The sequence below is a fragment of the Janthinobacterium silvisoli genome, from assembly GCF_014200725.1.
Lineage (GTDB): Bacteria > Pseudomonadota > Gammaproteobacteria > Burkholderiales > Burkholderiaceae_D > Janthinobacterium.
In genome coordinates this window covers 467,808-486,321 of sequence record NZ_JACHCL010000001.1, presented here as the reverse complement: position 1 = coordinate 486,321, position 18,514 = coordinate 467,808, and the positions used below count along the sequence as shown (strand labels likewise).

At 57.8% G+C, this 18,514-nt stretch carries 15 protein-coding genes; 6 read left to right on the top strand and 9 right to left on the bottom strand.

Annotated features, from left to right (window positions below):
• Window positions 1-85: 85 nt before the first annotated feature.
• The 6 genes from HDE75_RS02085 to HDE75_RS02060 form a co-directional block, all read right to left on the bottom strand.
• Window positions 86-1,249, bottom strand: a complete 1,164-nt coding sequence (locus HDE75_RS02085) for a DegT/DnrJ/EryC1/StrS family aminotransferase (protein WP_183676452.1) — start codon at window positions 1,247-1,249, stop codon at window positions 86-88.
• On the bottom strand, window positions 1,246-4,362 hold the full coding sequence (locus tag HDE75_RS02080; RefSeq protein ID WP_183676453.1) for a tetratricopeptide repeat protein: 3,117 nt from the start codon (window positions 4,360-4,362) through the stop codon (window positions 1,246-1,248). Before HDE75_RS02080 ends, HDE75_RS02085 begins: the two co-directional genes overlap by 4 nt.
• 239 nt (window positions 4,363-4,601) lie before the next feature.
• Complete coding sequence (locus HDE75_RS02075) at window positions 4,602-5,696, bottom strand: class I SAM-dependent methyltransferase (protein ID WP_183676454.1); 1,095 nt, start codon at window positions 5,694-5,696, stop codon at window positions 4,602-4,604.
• 204 nt (window positions 5,697-5,900) lie between these two features.
• The gene (locus tag HDE75_RS02070) at window positions 5,901-6,269 is read right to left on the bottom strand and encodes a GNAT family N-acetyltransferase (protein ID WP_183676455.1); all 369 of its coding nucleotides are present in this window, start codon (window positions 6,267-6,269) and stop codon (window positions 5,901-5,903) included.
• 92 nt (window positions 6,270-6,361) lie between these two features.
• The gene (locus HDE75_RS02065) at window positions 6,362-7,093 is read right to left on the bottom strand and encodes a WbqC family protein (protein WP_221291740.1); all 732 of its coding nucleotides are present in this window, start codon (window positions 7,091-7,093) and stop codon (window positions 6,362-6,364) included.
• Window positions 7,094-7,369: 276 nt separating this feature from the next.
• A complete protein-coding gene (locus HDE75_RS02060; RefSeq protein ID WP_183676456.1) occupies window positions 7,370-9,046 on the bottom strand; it encodes an electron transfer flavoprotein-ubiquinone oxidoreductase in 1,677 nt (558 codons plus the stop codon).
• A gap of 252 nt (window positions 9,047-9,298) precedes the next feature.
• On the opposite strand from HDE75_RS02060, the gene HDE75_RS02055 reads away from it, so the two are divergent.
• A complete protein-coding gene (locus HDE75_RS02055) occupies window positions 9,299-10,075 on the top strand; it encodes an SDR family oxidoreductase (RefSeq protein ID WP_183676457.1) in 777 nt (258 codons plus the stop codon).
• 9 nt (window positions 10,076-10,084) lie between these two features.
• Here the strand turns inward: HDE75_RS02055 and HDE75_RS02050 are convergent, their stop codons facing one another.
• A complete protein-coding gene (locus tag HDE75_RS02050) occupies window positions 10,085-10,657 on the bottom strand; it encodes a LuxR C-terminal-related transcriptional regulator (RefSeq protein WP_409254899.1) in 573 nt (190 codons plus the stop codon).
• 192 nt (window positions 10,658-10,849) lie between these two features.
• Here HDE75_RS02050 and HDE75_RS02045 point away from each other — a divergent pair, with 192 nt between their 5' ends.
• Window positions 10,850-11,548, top strand: a complete 699-nt coding sequence (locus tag HDE75_RS02045) for a CoA transferase subunit A (protein WP_183676458.1) — start codon at window positions 10,850-10,852, stop codon at window positions 11,546-11,548.
• Window positions 11,549-11,572: 24 nt separating this feature from the next.
• The gene (locus tag HDE75_RS02040) at window positions 11,573-12,223 is read left to right on the top strand and encodes a CoA transferase subunit B (RefSeq protein WP_183676459.1); all 651 of its coding nucleotides are present in this window, start codon (window positions 11,573-11,575) and stop codon (window positions 12,221-12,223) included.
• A gap of 48 nt (window positions 12,224-12,271) precedes the next feature.
• Here the strand turns inward: HDE75_RS02040 and HDE75_RS02035 are convergent, their stop codons facing one another.
• Entirely contained in the window at window positions 12,272-12,685 is a 414-nt protein-coding gene (locus HDE75_RS02035; protein WP_183676460.1) for a DoxX family protein, read from the bottom strand.
• A 288-nt stretch (window positions 12,686-12,973) separates the two neighbouring features.
• Here HDE75_RS02035 and HDE75_RS02030 point away from each other — a divergent pair, with 288 nt between their 5' ends.
• The 3 genes from HDE75_RS02030 (at window position 12,974) to fecA (ending at window position 16,949) form a co-directional block, all read left to right on the top strand.
• Complete coding sequence (locus tag HDE75_RS02030) at window positions 12,974-13,480, top strand: sigma-70 family RNA polymerase sigma factor (protein WP_183676461.1); 507 nt, start codon at window positions 12,974-12,976, stop codon at window positions 13,478-13,480.
• A gap of 9 nt (window positions 13,481-13,489) precedes the next feature.
• The gene (locus HDE75_RS02025) at window positions 13,490-14,470 is read left to right on the top strand and encodes a FecR domain-containing protein (protein ID WP_183676462.1); all 981 of its coding nucleotides are present in this window, start codon (window positions 13,490-13,492) and stop codon (window positions 14,468-14,470) included.
• Between the two features lie 100 nt (window positions 14,471-14,570).
• The gene (gene fecA, locus HDE75_RS02020) at window positions 14,571-16,949 is read left to right on the top strand and encodes a TonB-dependent Fe(3+) dicitrate receptor FecA (protein WP_311735053.1); all 2,379 of its coding nucleotides are present in this window, start codon (window positions 14,571-14,573) and stop codon (window positions 16,947-16,949) included.
• A 73-nt stretch (window positions 16,950-17,022) separates the two neighbouring features.
• Here fecA and HDE75_RS02015 read toward each other — a convergent pair whose 3' ends face one another.
• Window positions 17,023-18,360 (bottom strand): dicarboxylate/amino acid:cation symporter, encoded by a 1,338-nt coding sequence (locus HDE75_RS02015; protein ID WP_221291738.1) that lies wholly within the window; start codon window positions 18,358-18,360, stop codon window positions 17,023-17,025.
• Between the last annotated feature and the right edge of the window lie 154 nt (window positions 18,361-18,514).

Here is an 18,514-nt window from a genome sequence, read left to right as displayed (position 1 = left end):
AGTCGGTCGGGAGCTGCGAATTTGCGCTCTCACTGAGTACAAGACGACCGTTCTGGGGCGCTTATTAAATGCTTTATGGAAATTTTTATGCGCTGATGGAAAATACCGTGCCCAGGCCATTTGAATACGCGCCTGCGCGGATGATATCGATGATGCGTTCGACTTGCTCAAAGGGCAAATCGGGGTAAAGCGGCAGGCAAATCACCTGTGCCGCCATGGCGGTGGCATGCGGCAGATTGGTGCGCGATGCCGAGGGGATGTGGCGATACATGGGGAAGTCGCTGATCAGGGGGTAGAAATAGCGGCGTGCGTAGATGCCTGCATCGCGCAAAGTCTGGAACAGGGCATCGCGGCTGAGTGGATAAGCGGCTTGCACCAGGATGGGGAAGTAGGCAAAATTGAACTTGGTGTCGTTCGGCAGGTCCGGGCACAGAATGCCGTCCGTTGCTGCCAGGCCATCGCGGTATTGCCTGTCAATCAATGCGCGTTTATGCAATGCAGCGTCTATGCCTTTCAGTTGCAGCAAGCCGAATGCCGCACTGACCTCGTTCATTTTCCCATTGATGCCAGGCGTCGTTACCGTCACTTCGTCTACAAAACCAAAGTTCTTCAGGTTGTCGATATGGCGTTTTGCCTTGGCGCTTGCCGAAATGATGGCGCCGCCTTCAAAGGTATTGAATACCTTTGTAGCATGGAAGCTGAGCACGGACAGGTCGCCATGATTGAGCACGCTGCTGCCGCGGTGCTGCACGCCAAAGGCGTGTGCGGCGTCATAGATGACTTTCAAGCCATAGTTACTGGCGATTTCCTCGATTTGTTCTACATTGCATGGCCGTCCATAACAGTGCACGGGCATGATGGCAGTGGTCCTGGGAGTGATGGCCGCCTCGATCCGGGCCGGATCCATATTGAAGCTGCCCGGTTCAATATCGACGAAAATGGGCTGGATCTCATTCCACATTAATGAGTGAGCCGTGGCAACAAAAGAATAGGGCGTGGTGATGACTTCGCCCTTGATGCGCAATGATTGCAGGGCCGTCATCAGCGCCAGGGTGCCATTGGCAAACAGGGAGATATATTTTACGCCCAGATACTCTGCCAGAGCCTGTTCCAGTTGCTGGTGGAAGGGGCCGCAGTTGGTCAGGGTCTTGTTTTCCCAGATTTGCTGCAGATAAGGCAGGAACTCTTCCAGCGCTGGCAAGCTGGGCTGGGTGACATAGATGGGGGCATCGCCACTCACTGCTTTCATGCGTGCTCCTGGGTTTGCGTTATCTCAAGTGGCGCCTCAAACGAGCTTGCGGCCTGGCCGGCAACCCAGCGGCGCCACATCGTGCGTATGGCGCCTTCGAAGCCTGCTGCGATGATATCCGGGCGGCCCATGGGCGAGTTACTGACGAGCTGTCGCAAATTGCTCCGTATATCGGATAGCAAGGCAATGTCGTTGGCGATATAGACTCCCTTGGCCAGGAAATCATCGATGTCCTGGGCGACGAATGCTGTCAGGCCCATATGGCTCAGGGCGCAAGCGCTGACGCGTCCTGGCAAGGTATTGCCGGGAATGGTCAGTGTGGGTACGCCCATCCATAGAGCATGCAGGGTGGTGGTGCCGCCTGTGTACGGGAAGGTATCGAGGCACAGGTCAACCTTGTGATGCAGCGCCAGGTATGCTGCCGTCGTGGTGCGCGGATAAAAGTCGATGCGTTCGCGTGCCACGCCTTCGCTGGCGAACCATTCGATGTAGGTCTCGTAGCTGCTGTTGTTTGGCATGGCGGCCATCAGCATGCGCGAATCTGGCAGGGCGCGCAACAGTCTGGCCCAGTTGGCAATGACTTCACGGCTCAGTTTGCTCGGGCGGTTGAAGCTGCCGAAGGTGATGTAACCATTCTGCAGTGCGGGCAAGGTATTGACTGCCGGCGACTGCGCCGATGGCAGGAAGGGCGCGGCTGCAGGCAGGTAGGCGATGGCTTCGCTGAACTGCTCTTCCATCGCGCCGGGAGGCAAGTAAAAACGGTCGCACAGGAAATAATCCATGGCTTGCAGGCTGGTGGTGCCAGGATACCCTATCCAGCTCGCCTGTACGGGCGCGGGCTTGCGGGCGAAGGCCAGCAAGCGGTTGCCGCCCGTATGGCCAGACAGATCGATCAATATATCCATGCCATCGCTCTCGATCTGCGCAGCGAGGGCTGCATCGCTGAGATGGTGAACGGCATGCCAATGAGGGAATAATGCTTCAAAGCTCTTGCTTTGTTCGTCGCGCAGCAGGCTGGTGTAATAAGCATGCAGTACCACACGCTTCGACTGGACCAGATTGAGCAAGATGGGCAGGATGAAATTGGCCACTGCGTGGTTGTTGAAATCGGCCGAAACAAAGCCGACGTTCAGGATGCGTTCCGGATCTGGATCGTTCTGGTGCTGCGGCCAGCTCGCGCGCAGCGGGACCTCAAAAGTATCGGCGAATTTCTGGTGTTCCGCAAACAGGCTTGCAGGATCGGAAGAACCCATGTGCGTGAGGCAGAACAGCAGATTGCTGTACACGCTTGCGCAGTGCGGGTCGATGCTCAATGCGGCTCTGCAACTGGCAACGGCATCCTGCAACTGGCCGTTGTCGCACAGCGTGGTGCTAAGGTTGACATAGGCCGCAAGATTATCACTGTCGTATCTTGTCGCTGACCTGAAAGCGGCAATGGCTGCATTGTAGTCGTGCAGCAGGCGATAGGTGAGGCCCATGCCTATGTAGGCTGCTGCAAAGCCTGGATCGAGCGCGATCGCCTGGCGGAAATGCTTTAGCGCTACTTCGCAATGTTTCTGTTCATGGTGAAGGCTGCCGATATTATTATGTGTAATGGCCAGTTCGGGTTCAAGTTCCAGTGCCTTGCCATAGGCGAGCAGTGCTTCGTCGTAGCATTTGGCCTGTTGCAGGACGATGCCTAGCCGGTTGTGCAAGTCGGCTGACTCTGGCTGCAATACAATTGCCTGCCGCAGACAGTTGGCTGCGCCGTCAAAGTCGCGCGCGGCAGCCAATGCCTCGGCCAGATATTGCAGGGTCTTGCTGCAGGAAGTGTCGAGGGCCAGCGCCTTGCGGTGCGCGCCAATGGCGTCGTCGAGCCGCTCCATGCCGCGCAGTATCAGGCCCAGATTATTGTGGCTGGCGGCATTGTCTGCATCAAGTTCCAGCAGGGCCTGATAGGTTTCCAGTGCTTCCGTCTTATGGCCGAGAGTAAATAGTGCGCTGCCGAGATTGGTGAGTACATCGAGGTTTTGCGGTTCTATCGCGTGTGCGCGCTGGAAGGCATCGAGTGCATCTTGCGGCCGCTTCAGTGCCTTCAGGCATAAGCCCAGATTGTTCTGGAACGCAGCCTTGGCGCCGTCGAGCCGGACCGCCATTTCATGGCTGGCCAACGCTGCATCGAGCTGTTCGAGTGCCTGCAAGGCATGGCCAAGGTTAGCATGCAATTCGGCGTCATCCGGCATGATCGCCAGCGCATGGCGATAACTGGTGGCAGCGCCCTCGAAGTCACCGGCAGACTTGAGGGTATTGCCCAGATTGAAATGGGCCATGGCATAAGCAGGATTGATGGCCAGAGCCCGGCCATACGCGTGGATCGCTTCGCTCAGCCGCCCCTGTGCCACCAGTGCGCTGCCCAGGTTGCCATGTGCTTCGGCGAAGTCCGGTTCGATTTCCAGTGCCCGCAAATAGCAGTCCATGGCTTGCCCGTATTGTCCTGCGGCTTGCCACGCGTTGCCCAGATTGCCATGCGCCTGCGCATCGTAGGGGGTAAGTTCCACGGTTTTCTGCAAGGCAGACAAGGCGTCTTTGCCCTGCAACTGCAAGGCAGTGCCCAGAACGCTCCACGCAAAATCGGATTCGGGATAGCTGGCGAGCAGGGCGTGCGTGGCGTTTTCCATTTCGGCGTACCGGCCTGCCTGATACAGCGCGACGATATGCTGCTTTTCTTCTGTTGTAGGTATCTGCGGCAACTGCGCGACTGCCGCCCTGGCGCGCGTGAGCAAGGCCTGTGATTCTGCGTTGTCGAGTCCGCGCTGGATGGCGCTTTCAATGATTTCCAGGCCCTCCAGGGCTTGTTGTGCCGACAGCAAACCATTTGCATAGGAAAGCCAGAACTGGCCTTCGTCCGGATTGACCGATAGCGCAGTGCGCAAATACGGCAGGGCGGCATCATGGAAACCCAGCTGTCCTGCCAGCAGGCCGACATTGTGGTTGGCAATCGCGTGGTAGGGCTGTGCCTGGACTATCGCCAGATATAGCGCTTCCGCCTCCGCATGGCGCCCCGCCTGATGATGTTCGATAGCGCGCTGCAGTTCAGCGTCGAGATTTACTGCTTCAGGGGTTTGGGTGCTCATGGACGTGTAGGGAGGATATGCCAGAGGCAATTGTAACTGCTTGACATCCCAGTGGAGAGTTTCTGCATGGAATTTTTATTTGCCAATCAGCAAAGTGACGCGCGTGTTATCCCGCTCTTGTGATGCAGCGCTGCACACGGTGTTTTCCATTCTTGCCCGTTGTCGCGGGCAGCAGGCGTTACGCTCGTGTGCTTTGCTCGATGGGCACGCTTCGCCACTACGGGCGTAGTGGCGATTGTTCAATCCAGTTGAACGAATAGGGCCGTGCCCATCACAAATGCTGAATTGATGCGGTCATGATGCGAGGACAGCAGTTCATCGCCTACCCGCTGTGGGCCGTCGCCATAAGGCCAGACATAGTCGTCGATGATGATCCAGCCGCCAGAGGCCAGATGGCCTATCCATGACTGGACATCGTCGCGTGCCGCTTCGTAGCTGTGGTTGCCGTCTATGTGCAGCAAGGCGATCTTGCCACAATAAGTGGTACTGCCGAAGGTAGGCGTGACCACCTCGCGTCTGACAGCATAATGCTGTGCCGCCTCGGTCGATGGCAGGCGCAGGTAGTTGATATCGCCCTTGCTATAGGGTAATAAACTCATCTCGAAGACCCTTAAGGTTTCGTCGAGGTCGAAATACTGTATCGAGTCATCGACCAGGCCAGCGGCGTCATTTTGTACCAGGTATTCGCTTTTCCATGGATCAACGCATAGCAGCTTGCCGATGCCGTACAGCTGCGCAAGACGAGCCAGCACGAAAGCGGACTTGCCGTAGGCACTGCCGATTTCAACCACATCTCCTTTCACGCTATGGCGTGCGATTTCGCATAGGGCGCTAATTTTTTCATCGTCGCACATGCCAGGAATAATGTTGGCATGCCGAAAGAGCGAAGCCAGCTCCATGGCCGATACGGCCTGCTTTGGCGGTGTGGCAGATGCCAGGGCCAATGTGTGCGCCTGTTGCTGGCTGCGTTTGATGGCGGCACGGTAGCCGCTCAGCTCCTCTTGCACCGGCCATGGATTGATTAGGGGTACATGCGGCGCCACTATCTTCAGCACTTTGTTCAGGTAGCTCCAGGCGACCGGATTGGGTGTGTAGATGCCTGTAATGCCGTGCTGGGCGATAAGTTCGGCCAGGGCGCTGTTGAATCCAGGGTCAGTGATGTAGGGTAAATATTCCCAGCTTGGATAGCGGGATTTCGCCACGTCGTACGCCAGGGAAGAAGAGCCGATGACCGCTTGTCCGTTGCGTTGGCATTGCTCCAGATACTCAAGCGAGCGCGGCATTCCTGCCGGAAAAATAAGAATGGGTTTGCCCATGCTGAATGGCTGGTTCATGAATTCTCTTTACGATGAAGGCAGTGGCTAAAGGGTGGAAATTACTGCTTGGCCCTGTTGCCAGGCAGTTTTTTCAAAGATCAAAATTAATGCGCGGGCATATGGGCGGAATCAATGAACATAGGAAGATAGACTGGCTAACGAGGATTGTAACTGTTGAAAAATTTCCTTACGGAATATTTTCGATGATTTTTGCAAGGCCGCCTAGATACGTATGCAACGCTGCATGAAGATGGACTGTGCCGTCCCTGAAACCTTGCCAAAGCCCGCTTTGCAGTACAGGCCGATGGCGCTGGCATTGTCTTGATCGACTTCGAGTCTGATTTCATGCATGCCAGCCAGGCGCGCTTCCTCAATTGCCCTTGCCAGCAATTGTGTGGCAATGCCGCGGTTGTACCAGTCTGGCAATACGCTGACATTGCTAATGAAAGCTGTGCGTGTGCCATGGTCATTGCAGTATATTGCAATCAGGCCAACGAGCTTTTGAGCAACCCACGCTTCGCAGCGTAGTGCATGGGAGCCAAGTTTTGCTGCATAGGTATGGAGGCTATCAAGATTGTCGGGCAAAAACATGAATTTCGTGTCACAAGTACGTAAGTGCGTTTCTATGGCCTTTTGATCCGTTGTGTTAACGCGATAACTGATGATAGGGGCATGCATAAGCTTTATATCAAGTCTTTTTCTATGAGTAATTGCCCGATTGTTGCTGGTGCATTGTGCATCATCACATCGATGATCGATAGCCCGGCAGTATGCGGGTGTTTGCCTTGGTTATAGCTGCTCGACCGGCTTTTCAGAAAGTGTAGTGCAATGCCGTGTTGTCGAAAGTCTTCATGGCTATACAAACCGGTGCCACCAATAGGATTGATATAGTTGGTGGCGCCTTCGCGCACGCAGATGTCGATGATGCGCCGTTCGCCAGGTAGTTCTGCGTTGCCATAGGCGCGCGACGTAGGCGCTAGCTCTGTATTGAGGCCAATGTATTGTATGGTCTGCTGTAAGCTGTTAAGCAAGAATTGGTCTAGCTGCAGATTTGGAAAATGCAGCATGGCTTCCAGCAGAGCGATGACTTGTGTGTAGTATGGCGCCCGGCCATATGCTTGGTTGATTGAACGTAACAGCTTGTCGCGCCACCCGTTTTCCTCCATCACGGCGAGATCGCAGATACGGCGGTTTTGGCTGGCGCCGCGCAAAGGCACGGTAAATAAATGAGGCACCCCATTCATCAACATGCGGTTACGGTTGATCCAGCCCCCCCTGATGTAATTGACATCATCGAGTACGACGAATTTGTCCACTGCAGCAATCAGCTGGAAATAGCCGAGATAGGGCAGAAAATAGGGCTGCATGATAGCGATGGTTTTCATGCGGGGCGTGGTGGCAGGATTAAAGAGCATGATGAATCCATCTGTGCACCGTACTTGCGGCGTATGAGTGGTGGTGCATGTATTGCTGGCGGTATCGCTTCACTATGGCATAAACAATAGCGATAGTGAAGATTGTAACTGCCATTCTAAAAAATACCTAGTTTCCTCTCGACAGGGCTCTTGCTGAAACTGGCCAAACGGCTGCCCTGGATGTGTCGATTATTTTTTTGCATCTAAAAAAACAGCGCGCCACTGGAAAGTGGCGCGCCGTGTGCAGATCAACTGGCGTTATGAGAATATTGCAAATTACATATTCGGATAATTCGGTCCGCCGCCACCCTCCGGCGTGATCCAGACGATGTTTTGCGTGGGGTCCTTGATGTCGCAGGTTTTACAGTGCACGCAGTTCTGCGCATTGATCTGCAAACGTTCGGCGCCGTCATCGTTTTTCACGAATTCGTAGACGCCGGCCGGACAGTAGCGCGCTTCCGGGCCCGCATAGGTCGCCAGGTTGACGTCGACCGGCACGCTGGCGTTTTTCAACGTCAGGTGGATGGGCTGGTCTTCTGCGTGGTTGGTGTTCGAGATGAACACCGACGACATCTTGTCGAAAGTCAGCTTGCCGTCCGGTTTAGGATACACGATCTGTTTCGACTGGGCGGCCGGCTTCAGGCATTCGTGGTCGCCATGCGTGTGGTGCAAGGTCCATGGCGCCTTGCCGCGGAAGATGATCTGGTCGATGCCCGTCATCAGGCTGCCCAGGTACAAGCCTTTCGACAGCCATGGCTTGACGTTGCGCGCCACGTGCAGTTCTTCATGCAGCCACGATTTTTCGAAAGCGGCCGGGTAGCTGGCCAGTTCATCGTGCTGGCGCTGTTCGCCCAGCGCGCCAAAGGCCGCTTCGGCTGCCAGCATGCCGCTCTTGATGGCGGCGTGGCTGCCCTTGATGCGGCTCATGTTCAAAAAGCCCGCGTCGCAGCCGACCAGCGCACCGCCGGCAAATACCAGTTTCGGCAAGGATTGCAGGCCGCCGGCCGTGATGGCGCGCGCGCCGTAGGAAACGCGTTTGCCGCCTTCAAAGAATTTACGGATTTCCGGATGCGTTTTATAGCGCTGGAATTCTTCGTATGGCGACAGATACGGGTTTTCATAGGCCAGGCCCACCACGTAGCCGACCATCACCTGGTTGTTTTCCAGGTGATACAGGAAGGAACCGCCATAGGTTTTCGCATCCAGCGGCCAGCCGGTCGAGTGGATCACCAGACCAGGCTGATGCAAGGCAGGGTCGATTTCCCACAATTCCTTGATGCCGATGCCATACGATTGCGGGTCCTTGCCAGCGTTCAAGTCATACTTGGCCATCAATTGCTTGCCCAGGTGGCCGCGCGCGCCTTCGGCGAACAGGGTGTACTTGGCGTGCAATTCCATGCCCAGCTGGAAGTCGGGGCCCGGTTCACCATCGCGCTTGACGCCCATATTGCCGGTCGCCACGCCTTTTACGGAGCCGTCGTCGTTGTACAGGATTTCAGCGGCAGGGAAGCCCGGGAAGATTTCCACGCCCAGGTTTTCCGCCTGCTGGCCCATCCAGCGCACCACATTGCCCAGCGAGACAATATAGTTGCCATGGTTTTCAAAGCAGGCCGGAACGGCAAAATTCGGGGTTTTATAGGCCTTGGTTTCGGTCAGGAACAGGATGCGGTCTTCCGTCACGGGCGTGTTCAGAGGAGCGCCCAGTTCTTTCCAGTTCGGGATCAGCTCCGTCAGCGCTTTTGGGTCCATGATGGCGCCCGACAAAATGTGCGCGCCCAGTTCGCCGCCTTTTTCCAGCACGCAAACGGATACTTCCTGATTTTTTTCAGCGGCCAGCTGCTTCAGGCGAATCGCCGCCGCCAGGCCGGCCGGACCGCCGCCGACGATGACGACGTCATATTCCATGGCCTCGCGCGGTCCGTATTGTTCAACTAAGTTATTGGGTTGTGTCATGGTCTCGTTTTATAGTGACTAAATTAGTGAGTGGAGCATCTTCGTGGGAAATTTAAGCACGAGTGTGCTTGTTTTTGGCGAGGATTGCAACTTTGGCGCCATTTTGCGTGACATTGCCCCACGCCGCAATCTAAATCCGGGCATTTTGTGTAATGATGGCGTTTACTCATGCCCAGCTGTGGTCTGCCGGTTTCTGGCCGTTTTCCATGGACAGCGTGCAGGGTGTTATCTAAAACAAAACAGGAGTAGCTCGTGGGCATAGAAGTCAACTTCGAGGGCAAGATCGCCCTGATTACCGGTGCATCGAGCGGCCTCGGTGCGCGTTTTGCAAAAGTGCTGGCGCAGGCGGGCGCCCAGGTCGTGCTGGCGTCGCGCCGCACCGAGCGCCTGAAGGAATTGCGCGCCGAGATCGAAGCCGATGGCGGCGCCGCGCACGTGGTGTCGCTGGACGTGACCGATTACGCCAGCATCAAGTCAGCCATTGCGCACGCGGAAACGGAAGCGGGCCCGATCGATATCCTGGTGAATAATTCTGGCGTTTCGACTACCCAGCGCCTGGTGGACGTCACGCCCGAGGATTACTCCTTTGTGATGGACACCAATCTGCGCGGATCGTTCTTCGTGGCCCAGCAAACGGCCAAGCGCATGATCGCGCGCGCCAAGGGCGACCCGAAAAAACAGCACCGCATCATCAATATCGCCTCGATGGCGGGCTTGCAAGTGTTGCCGCAAATCGGCGTGTATTGCATGAGCAAGGCCGGCATGGTGCACATGACGCGCGCCATGGCGGTGGAGTGGGGCAAGTATGGCATCAACACCAACGCCATTTGCCCCGGGTATATCTCGACCGAAATCAATGAAGACTACTTTGCTACCGAGCAAGGCAAGAAGCTGATCGAGATGTTGCCCAATAAACGCCCGGGCAAGCCGGAAGACCTCGATGGCCTGTTGTTATTGCTGGCAGGCGAGGATTCGCACTTTATCAATGGCGCGATTATCTCCGCCGATGGCGGCATGAGCACCTTCTAAGGCTACACTTTACAGTTGCACTCCCGCCAGCTTGTGCACCAGTTCCGACGAGGTGGCGGCAGAAAATTTGCGCATCAGCCTGGCGCGGTGCATTTCCACCGTGCGGGGGCTGAGGTCGATCTGGCGGGCGATCAGCTTGCTGGTCTTGCCTTCCACCAGCAGCGCGGCGATTTCACGCTCGCGCGGCGTCAGTTCGGCCGTCACCGGCCGCTTTTCGCTGACATCCTCGAAGGTCCAGATGCCTGGCCCCAGCGGGTCCGTGGGCAGCATGGCGTGGCCCGTCACATGGCACCAGAATAACTCATCGTTGCTGCGGCGCATGATGCGCTCATCCGAATAGCGCCCCTTGGCGTTCATGATGGGGATGATGCGGTCACCCGTGCGCAGGAATTCATCGAGCGTAGGGTAGAGTACCTGGAACGACTGGCCCACCAGTTCGGCACGTGCATAACCGAACATGGCGGCCAGCGCCTCGTTGCAGCTGCGAATGATGCGTTGCTCCGACATGCACATGCCGACCGGCGCGTGCAGGAAGATGCTTTCATAATCGATGGCTGCTGGCGCTGCATTCACATTCATCATCTGATGTACGTCACTCTCACAGGTGGATAGTCGGCACGGCGCCGGTAGTTCTACGGTATTGTACTTTCGACTGGCGTATTTTATGCTGACTTGCGGCAAGAGTCGCAGACTCCAGCCATACAACTGGCATAGAAAGCAGTAATCAAGCTGCCTGCAAGTTGCAGACAAAAGTTTAACGATAGAGGGACACCCATGAATAAAGTTTATCCTGACGCCGCCTCGGCGCTGGCCGGTATCGTCCAAGATGGCCAGACCATCGCCGTCGGCGGCTTCGGCCTGTGCGGCATCCCCGAAGCCCTGATCGCCGCCTTGCGCGATTCCGGCGTGACGGGCTTGACGGCCATTTCGAATAACGCGGGCGTGGACGGCTTCGGCCTTGGCCAATTGCTCACCACGCGCCAGATCAAGAAAATGATCGCTTCCTACGTGGGCGAAAACAAGGAATTTGCACGCCAGTACCTGGCCGGCGAGCTGGAACTGGAATTCACGCCGCAAGGCACCCTGGCCGAGAAGCTGCGCGCCGGCGGCGCCGGCATTCCCGCCTTCTTTACCAAGACGGGCGTGGGCACCATCGTTGCCGATGGCAAGGAAATCCGTGAATTCGACGGCGAGCAATACGTGATGGAACGCAGCCTGGTGGCTGACGTGGCGCTGGTGAAAGCCTATATGGCCGACCGCGCCGGTAACCTGGTGTACCGCAAGACGGCCCGCAACTTCAATCCGAACGCGGCCATGGCCGGCAAGATCACCATCGTCGAAGTGGAAAAGCTGGTCGAAGTGGGCGAGATCGACCCGGACCACGTCCACACGCCGAGCATCTTCGTGCACCGCATCGTGGTCAACGCGAACCCGGAAAAACGCATCGAGCAGCGCACCGTGCGCGCCGACTAAATAGAACAGACGGAGATAATTATCATGGCTTGGACCAGAGATGAAATGGCTGCGCGAGCAGCGAAGGAATTGCAGGATGGCTTTTATGTAAACCTGGGCATCGGCTTGCCGACCCTGGTGGCCAACTATGTGCCGGACAATATCGAAGTGTTCCTGCAGTCGGAAAACGGCTTGCTGGGCATCGGCCCGTTTCCCACCGACGATGAAGTCGATGCCGACTTGATCAATGCAGGCAAGCAAACGGTGACGGCCTTGCCGGGTTCCGCTTACTTCAGCTCGGCCGACTCGTTTGGCATGATTCGTGGCGGCAAGATCAACCTGGCCATCCTGGGCGCCATGCAAGTGTCGGAAAAAGGCGACCTGGCGAACTGGATGATTCCAGGCAAGATGGTCAAGGGCATGGGCGGCGCGATGGATCTGGTGGCCGGCGTCAAGCGCGTGGTGGTGCTGATGGAACACGTGGCCACCGCCAAGGATGGCACGACTTCGCACAAGCTGCTGAAACAATGCGACTTGCCGCTGACGGGCGTGGGCGTGGTCGACATCATCATCAGCGACCTGGGTGTAATAGACGTCACGCCGCAAGGCTTGAAGCTGGTGGAACTGGCGCCAGGCGTCACCAAAGAGCAGATTCAGGAGGCCACGGGCGCCGAGCTGGACGTATCGGCGGTTTAAGGTCAAACCCGCATAAAAACGGCGCAAGCTTGAGCTTGCGCCGTTTTTTTATGCTGTCACGCTTTTGCTGCGCAAGCCATCCAGGCTGTATGCGCCGCCTCCCGCCGTGGCAAAGTAAAGGAAGGTAAAGCAATACAGCACGGCCAATTCGCCGCCGTTCAGCATGGGCAAGAAACCTTGCGGCGCATGCATCATGAAGTAACCGATCGCCATCTGGCCCGACAGCAAAAACGCGGTCGGGCGCGTGAACAGTCCCAGCAACAGCAAGCTGCCGCCAACCAGTTCCAGCACGCCGGCCGCGCCCATCAGGGAAAATAATTGCAAACCATCGAACATGGCCACATGCGGCACGCCAAACAGCTTGGATGCGCCGTGCTGCAGATACAGGAAACCAACGATGATGCGCAGCAAGCCTTGTGCGCGTGGCGACCAGGTGGCGGTGAAAGCAGGGGAAGGGAACATGGCAGACTCCATATAAAAAGTGGCTAAATCAATGTCATGCTGCAAAGTCGATTATGTGCGCTTCAACATGACTGCGAGTGATGAAGACTATAATGATTTTCACTGGGTTGATCATCAAACGTTCTATTGATGCATTGTTTCTTATTTATTGATGATGCGCACTGCCATTGTTGTTGAAGCTAACACATCTGCCTTGCGATCTGCCTGTTTTTACTCGATAATGAGAATACTTCTCATTTAAAGCGTGCCTCGCCGCGCGACTTCCCTTCGATGCCCGCCAGCGACTTGATGCTTCCCGACTCTGTTCAGCACGCCGATACGGTGGGGCGGCTGTATGGCGAGCACCATGGCTGGCTGCTGTCGTGGCTGCGTTTGAAGCTGGGTTCGGCCCATCTGGCGGCTGACCTGGCGCACGACACTTTTTTGCGCGTGCTGACGACGCGCGCCGGCGTGAGCATTTTGCAGCCGCGTGCCTACCTGTGCACGATTGCGCATGGCCTGGCTGTCAATCACTGGCGCCGCCAGGATATCGAGCGCGCGTATCTTGATGCCCTGGCGGCCATGCCGCTGGCGCTGGCCCCCTCGCAGGAAGAGCGGATGCTGGTACTGGAAGCGCTGCACGCGGCCGACGCCATGCTGGCGCGCTTGCCAGGCAAGGCCAGGCGCGCCTTTTTGATGCACCAGCTCGACGGTTGCGCGTATGGCGAAATCGCCGTGGAGCTGGGCGTGTCCGAACGCATGGTGCGCAAATACATGGCCCAGGCGATGCTGCATTGCCTGGCCAGTGCTGTCTGAGGTTCGCTGGTGACGCGCAGCATGCCGGCCAGGCCCGAATTCATTATCTTGCAGCAAGCGGCAGAGTGGTGGGCCTTGCTTGCTTCCAATGAGGCGGGAGCCGCCGACCATGCCAAGTGGCAGCGATGGCTGGACGCCGACCCGGCGCATGCGGCTGCCTGGCAAAAGGTGCAGATGATCAGCGGACAATTCCAGCGCCTGCCAGGCGCACCGGCCCATGCAGCCCTGTCCGCCGGCGGCACGCAGGGGCGGCGTGCGTTTGCCGCCATGCTGGTGGCGGCCGTCGGTGGGCTGGCCTTGTGGCAATGGCGCAGCGATGCAGGGCCTGCGGCAGTGAATGCGCTGGCAAATAGCGCGTATGGCAGCGCAGTTGGCGGGGTGCGCCAGTTGTCGCTGGCCGATGGCAGCAGTGTGCACCTCGATACGGATAGCGAAGTCGAACTTGCTTACAGCGCTACGGCGCGCAAAATTATCTTAAGGCGCGGACGCATCTACGTGAGCAGTGCGCCCGATCGGCAAACGCCACCGCGGCCCCTGCTGGTGCAAACGGGGCAAGGTAGCTTGCGTGCGCTGGGTACCCGTTTCGAGGTGCGCCTGCAGGAAGGGCAGACGTATTTGAGCGTGGAGCAGGGCGCGGTTGAAATCACGCCGCTAGGTGGTGGGGCGAAGGTGATTGCTGCGGGGCAGGGCGCCCGTTTCGACGATGGGCACATCGATACCCCCGCCCCAGTTGACGCCACTGCATCCGCCTGGACGCGCAAGATGCTGCTGGCCGACAATATGCGCCTCGACGCCTTCCTGGCTGAATTGTCGCGTTACCGCCATGGTTATGTGGGCTGTGCGCCGGAAGTGGCCTCACTGCGCCTGGTGGGTGCGTATCCGCTGGACGACCAGGACGCCATCTTTGCGATGCTGGAAGCAAGCTTGCCCGTGCAAGTGCGGCGGCCGCTGCCATGGTGGGTCAGCGTGTCGGCGCGGCAGGATTCCTGAACAGCAGAAAAATAATTCAAAAAGTGGTTCCGCTTTTGGCGTTTCGATTGGCAGACAAGAGAAAGCCCCATCTCTGTTGTGTTGATCGAAAAGGAAATCCATGCATTTTGTCCCTTCCCGTATTGCCTCTCCGCGCCGCCTGGCCGCTGCCGTGCAGGCAGCCCTGTTGATGCTGCCAGCCAGCATGGCCTTGGCCGCCCCGGCGTCAAATACTCCCGCCACGCAAGTTGCCGCTCGCGCATATCAGATCCCTGCCGGCCCCTTGAGCACTTCCTTGAGCCGCTTTGCCGGCGAGGCCGGCATCAGCCTGTCCGTCAACGGCAGTTTGACCGATGGCAAGACAGCGCAGGCCCTGCAAGGCAGTTATACGCCTGAACAGGGCTTGCAGCATTTGCTGGCCGGCAGCGGCCTGGAAGCCTTGGTCCGCGCACCGGGCAGTTATGTGCTGCGCCAGGCGATGATGGCAACTGCGCCGGCCGAGCAATCGATGGCGGTCGTTACGGTGGTGGGGAACTGGCTGGCCCAGCCCGATGCGCAATCGGTGTTCGAACATGGTGGCGCGCGCAATGTGGTGGCGCGGGATGAGTTCGTACGGCTGGGTGCGACCGACGCGCGCGATGTGCTCAACCGCATACCCGGCGTGCTGGCGCCGGCCAACAATGGCACGGGCAGCCACGACATGGCGTTGAACTTTGGCGTGCGTGGCTTGAATCCGCGTCTGGCCGCCCGTTCCACTGTGTTGATGGATGGCATCCCGGTGCCGTTCGCCCCGTATGGCCAGCCGCAACTATCGTTTGCCCCCATTTCCATGGGCAATATGGATGCCGTGGACGTGGTGCGCGGTGGCGGCGCCGTGCGCTATGGCCCGCAAAACGTGGGCGGCATCGTCAACTTCGTCACGCGCGCAATTCCCGACAAGGCCACCGGCGAAGTGAGTGTGCAGGGCGAGCAAAGCCCATCATCGTCCAGCGACAGCATCAAGACGCATACCAGTGCTTTGCTGGGCGGCACGCTGGACAATGGCCTGGGCGGCGCCATTTTATATAGTGGCGTGCGCGGCGCCGACTGGCGCGAACATAGCGACACGAAGATCGATGACGTGATCCTGAAAGGCCGCTACCGCATCGATGGCGCCAGCACGCTGACTGCCATGCTGCAAAACTATGAAGGCCGTGCCGACATGCCGGGTGGTTTGACGGCCGCTGCGTATGCGCGCGACCCGTATCAATCGACGCGTCCCTACGACAATTTCTGGGGCCGCCGCAACCTGGCCAGCCTGGCGTATGAATACAAGCCGGACCGCCAGCGCCAGTTTACCGTGCAAACCTTCTATACGGATACCTTGCGCAGCGGCTATCTGGACCAGGGCAAGAATCTGACCCTCTCGCCGCGCAGCTACACGGTGCGCGGCATCGAGACGCGTTATTCGCAGGCATTTCGTGCGGGCGCCACGCGGCATGAAATCGGTGTCGGCCACCGCTATATCGATGAAACCAGCCATGAACTGCGCTACTGGCGCTTGAAGTCGGGCGGCATTTTGCCCACGCAAGCGAGTCCTATCGACCGCGACACCTCGGGCAGCACGCGCGCCAATGCCTTCTTTATCGATGACCGCATCGACGCGGGCAGCTGGACCATCACGCCGGGGCTGCGCAATGAACGCATCCGCTCGCATCAGGACAATAACTTGACGGGCAAGCGCGATGGCGGCGACTACAATGTGCTGCTGCCCGCGCTGAACGTGATCTATCACTTGAGCGAGCAGTGGAATCTGTACGCCAGCAGCGACAGCTCGTTTGGCACCGTGCAATACAGCAAGATGGCCAATGCCGTCGTCAGCGGCGGCGCCGAACCGGAAAAAGCCCGTTCATGGGAATTGGGCACGCGCTACCAGCAAGGCGGCTTGCGCCTGGACGCGGACCTGTTCCTGATCCGTTTTAGCAACCAGTATGAAAGCAACCAGCAAACGAACAGCGTATATGCGCGCGGCAAGACGCGTCACCGTGGCCTGGAAGGCAGCGCCCAATATGCCTTCGGTGAAGTTTGGCCTGGCCTGCGCGGCGTGAATGTCTACGCCAGTTATGCGTATGTCGATGCTGCCATCAAGGAAGAGGGCGACAATTTCGGCAAGCAAGTACCGTTTTCGCCGCGCCACAAGGGCACGGCCGGTGTCGCTTACCAGGCTGGCAAATGGAGCGCGAGTTTTGATGGCATGTTCGAAGGCGGCCAATATGCCGACAGCGCCAACACGTTGCTTGAAAGTGCGGCCGGCAACAATGGCCGTATCCCCGGTTATGGCGTATGGGCCGCGCGCGGCAGCGTGGACCTGGACGGCGGCCCGGCCGCTTTCCGCCTGAGTCTGGGTCTGAAAAACCTGTTCGACCATCGCTATTTCACGCGCTCGTTTGACGACAATAACCAAGGCAAATACGTGGCCCAGCCGCGTACCCTGTACTTGCAATTGAGCAGCCGCTTTTAAGCACCGGCCGCGCCCATAAAAAAAGGCCCCGGCAGCGTTTGCTGCCGGGGCCTTTGCTTGTCTAGCGACTAGATTACTTCACGGTATTGACGGCCGGTGCAACATAAGCGTCATCGGCGGCGTAGGTTGGATGGGCCAGCTCGCTACGCAGCTTGTCCATGTCCAGCTCTTTTTCCCATTTCGATACCACGATGGTGGCTACGCCGTTGCCGACGAAGTTGGTCAGCGCGCGGCATTCGCTCATGAAGCGGTCGATGCCCAGGATCAGTGCCATGCCGGCCACTGGTATTGTCGGCACCACGGCCAGGGTAGCGGCCAGGGTGATAAAGCCGGCGCCGGTAATGCCGGACGCGCCCTTGGAGGTCAGCATCGCCACGCCCAGGATGGTCAGTTCTTGCCAGATGGTCAGGTCGGTGTTGGTGGCTTGCGCTACGAACAGGGCGGCCATGGTCATGTAGATGTTGGTGCCGTCCAGGTTGAACGAGTAGCCGGTAGGGACCACCAGGCCAACCACTGGTTTCGAGCAGCCCAGGCGCTCCAGTTTTTTCATCAGTGCAGGCAAGGCCGATTCCGACGAGCTGGTGCCCAGTACGATCAGCAGTTCTTCCTTGATGTACAGCAGGAAGCGGCCGATCGAGAAGCCGGTGTAGCGGGCAATGATGCCCAGTACGACGAAGACGAACAGGCCGCAGGTCAGGTAGAACGAACCCATCAGTTTAGCCAGCGGGATCAGCGAATGCAGGCCGTATTTACCGATGGTGAAGGCCATCGCGCCGAAAGCACCGATAGGAGCGGCTTTCATGATGATGTTGACCATGCCGAAAATGGCATGCGACAGTTCGTCGATCAGCTTGGTCACCGGACGGCCGCGCTCACCGAGCAGCGACAGCGAGAAACCGAACAGGATGGCGATCAGCAGCACTTGCAGGATGTCGCCCTTGGCGAACGCATCGACGAACGTCTTCGGGATGATATTCATCAGGAAGTCGATCGTGCTCAAGCCTTCGGCGTGCGTGTATTGCGCGATGGACTTGACGTCGAGGTGGGCAGGGTCGGCGTTGAAGCCGGCGCCTGGTTTCAGGATGTTAGCGACCAGCAAGCCGATTGCCAGAGCGAAGGTGGAGACCACTTCGAAGTACAACAGCGCCTTGCCGCCCACGCGGCCGATTTTCTTGATGTCTTGCATGCCGGCAATACCGGACACCACAGTACAGAAGATCACCGGAGCAATGATCATCTTGATCAATTTGATGAAGCCATCACCCAGAGGTTTCATGTCGACGGCGTTGGCTGGGTAAAATACGCCCAGCAGCACGCCGACGACAATGGCGAATATCACCTGTACGTACAGGATTTTATAAAATGGTTTTTTCACGAGTGGTCTCCTCTTGCGGGTTGATGGCGTGATCATCCGCGCATTGCTGCCCCTGCTCAATTGTGGATAACCGCAGATATGCACTTTCAATATATCCGGTATTTCACTGCTGTGCAGCTGCTGCAATGCAGCATTTTGGCCGTCCGCTTGGAGCATTGCCCGCGCTGCGCTACACTGCCGTAGAGTCGCG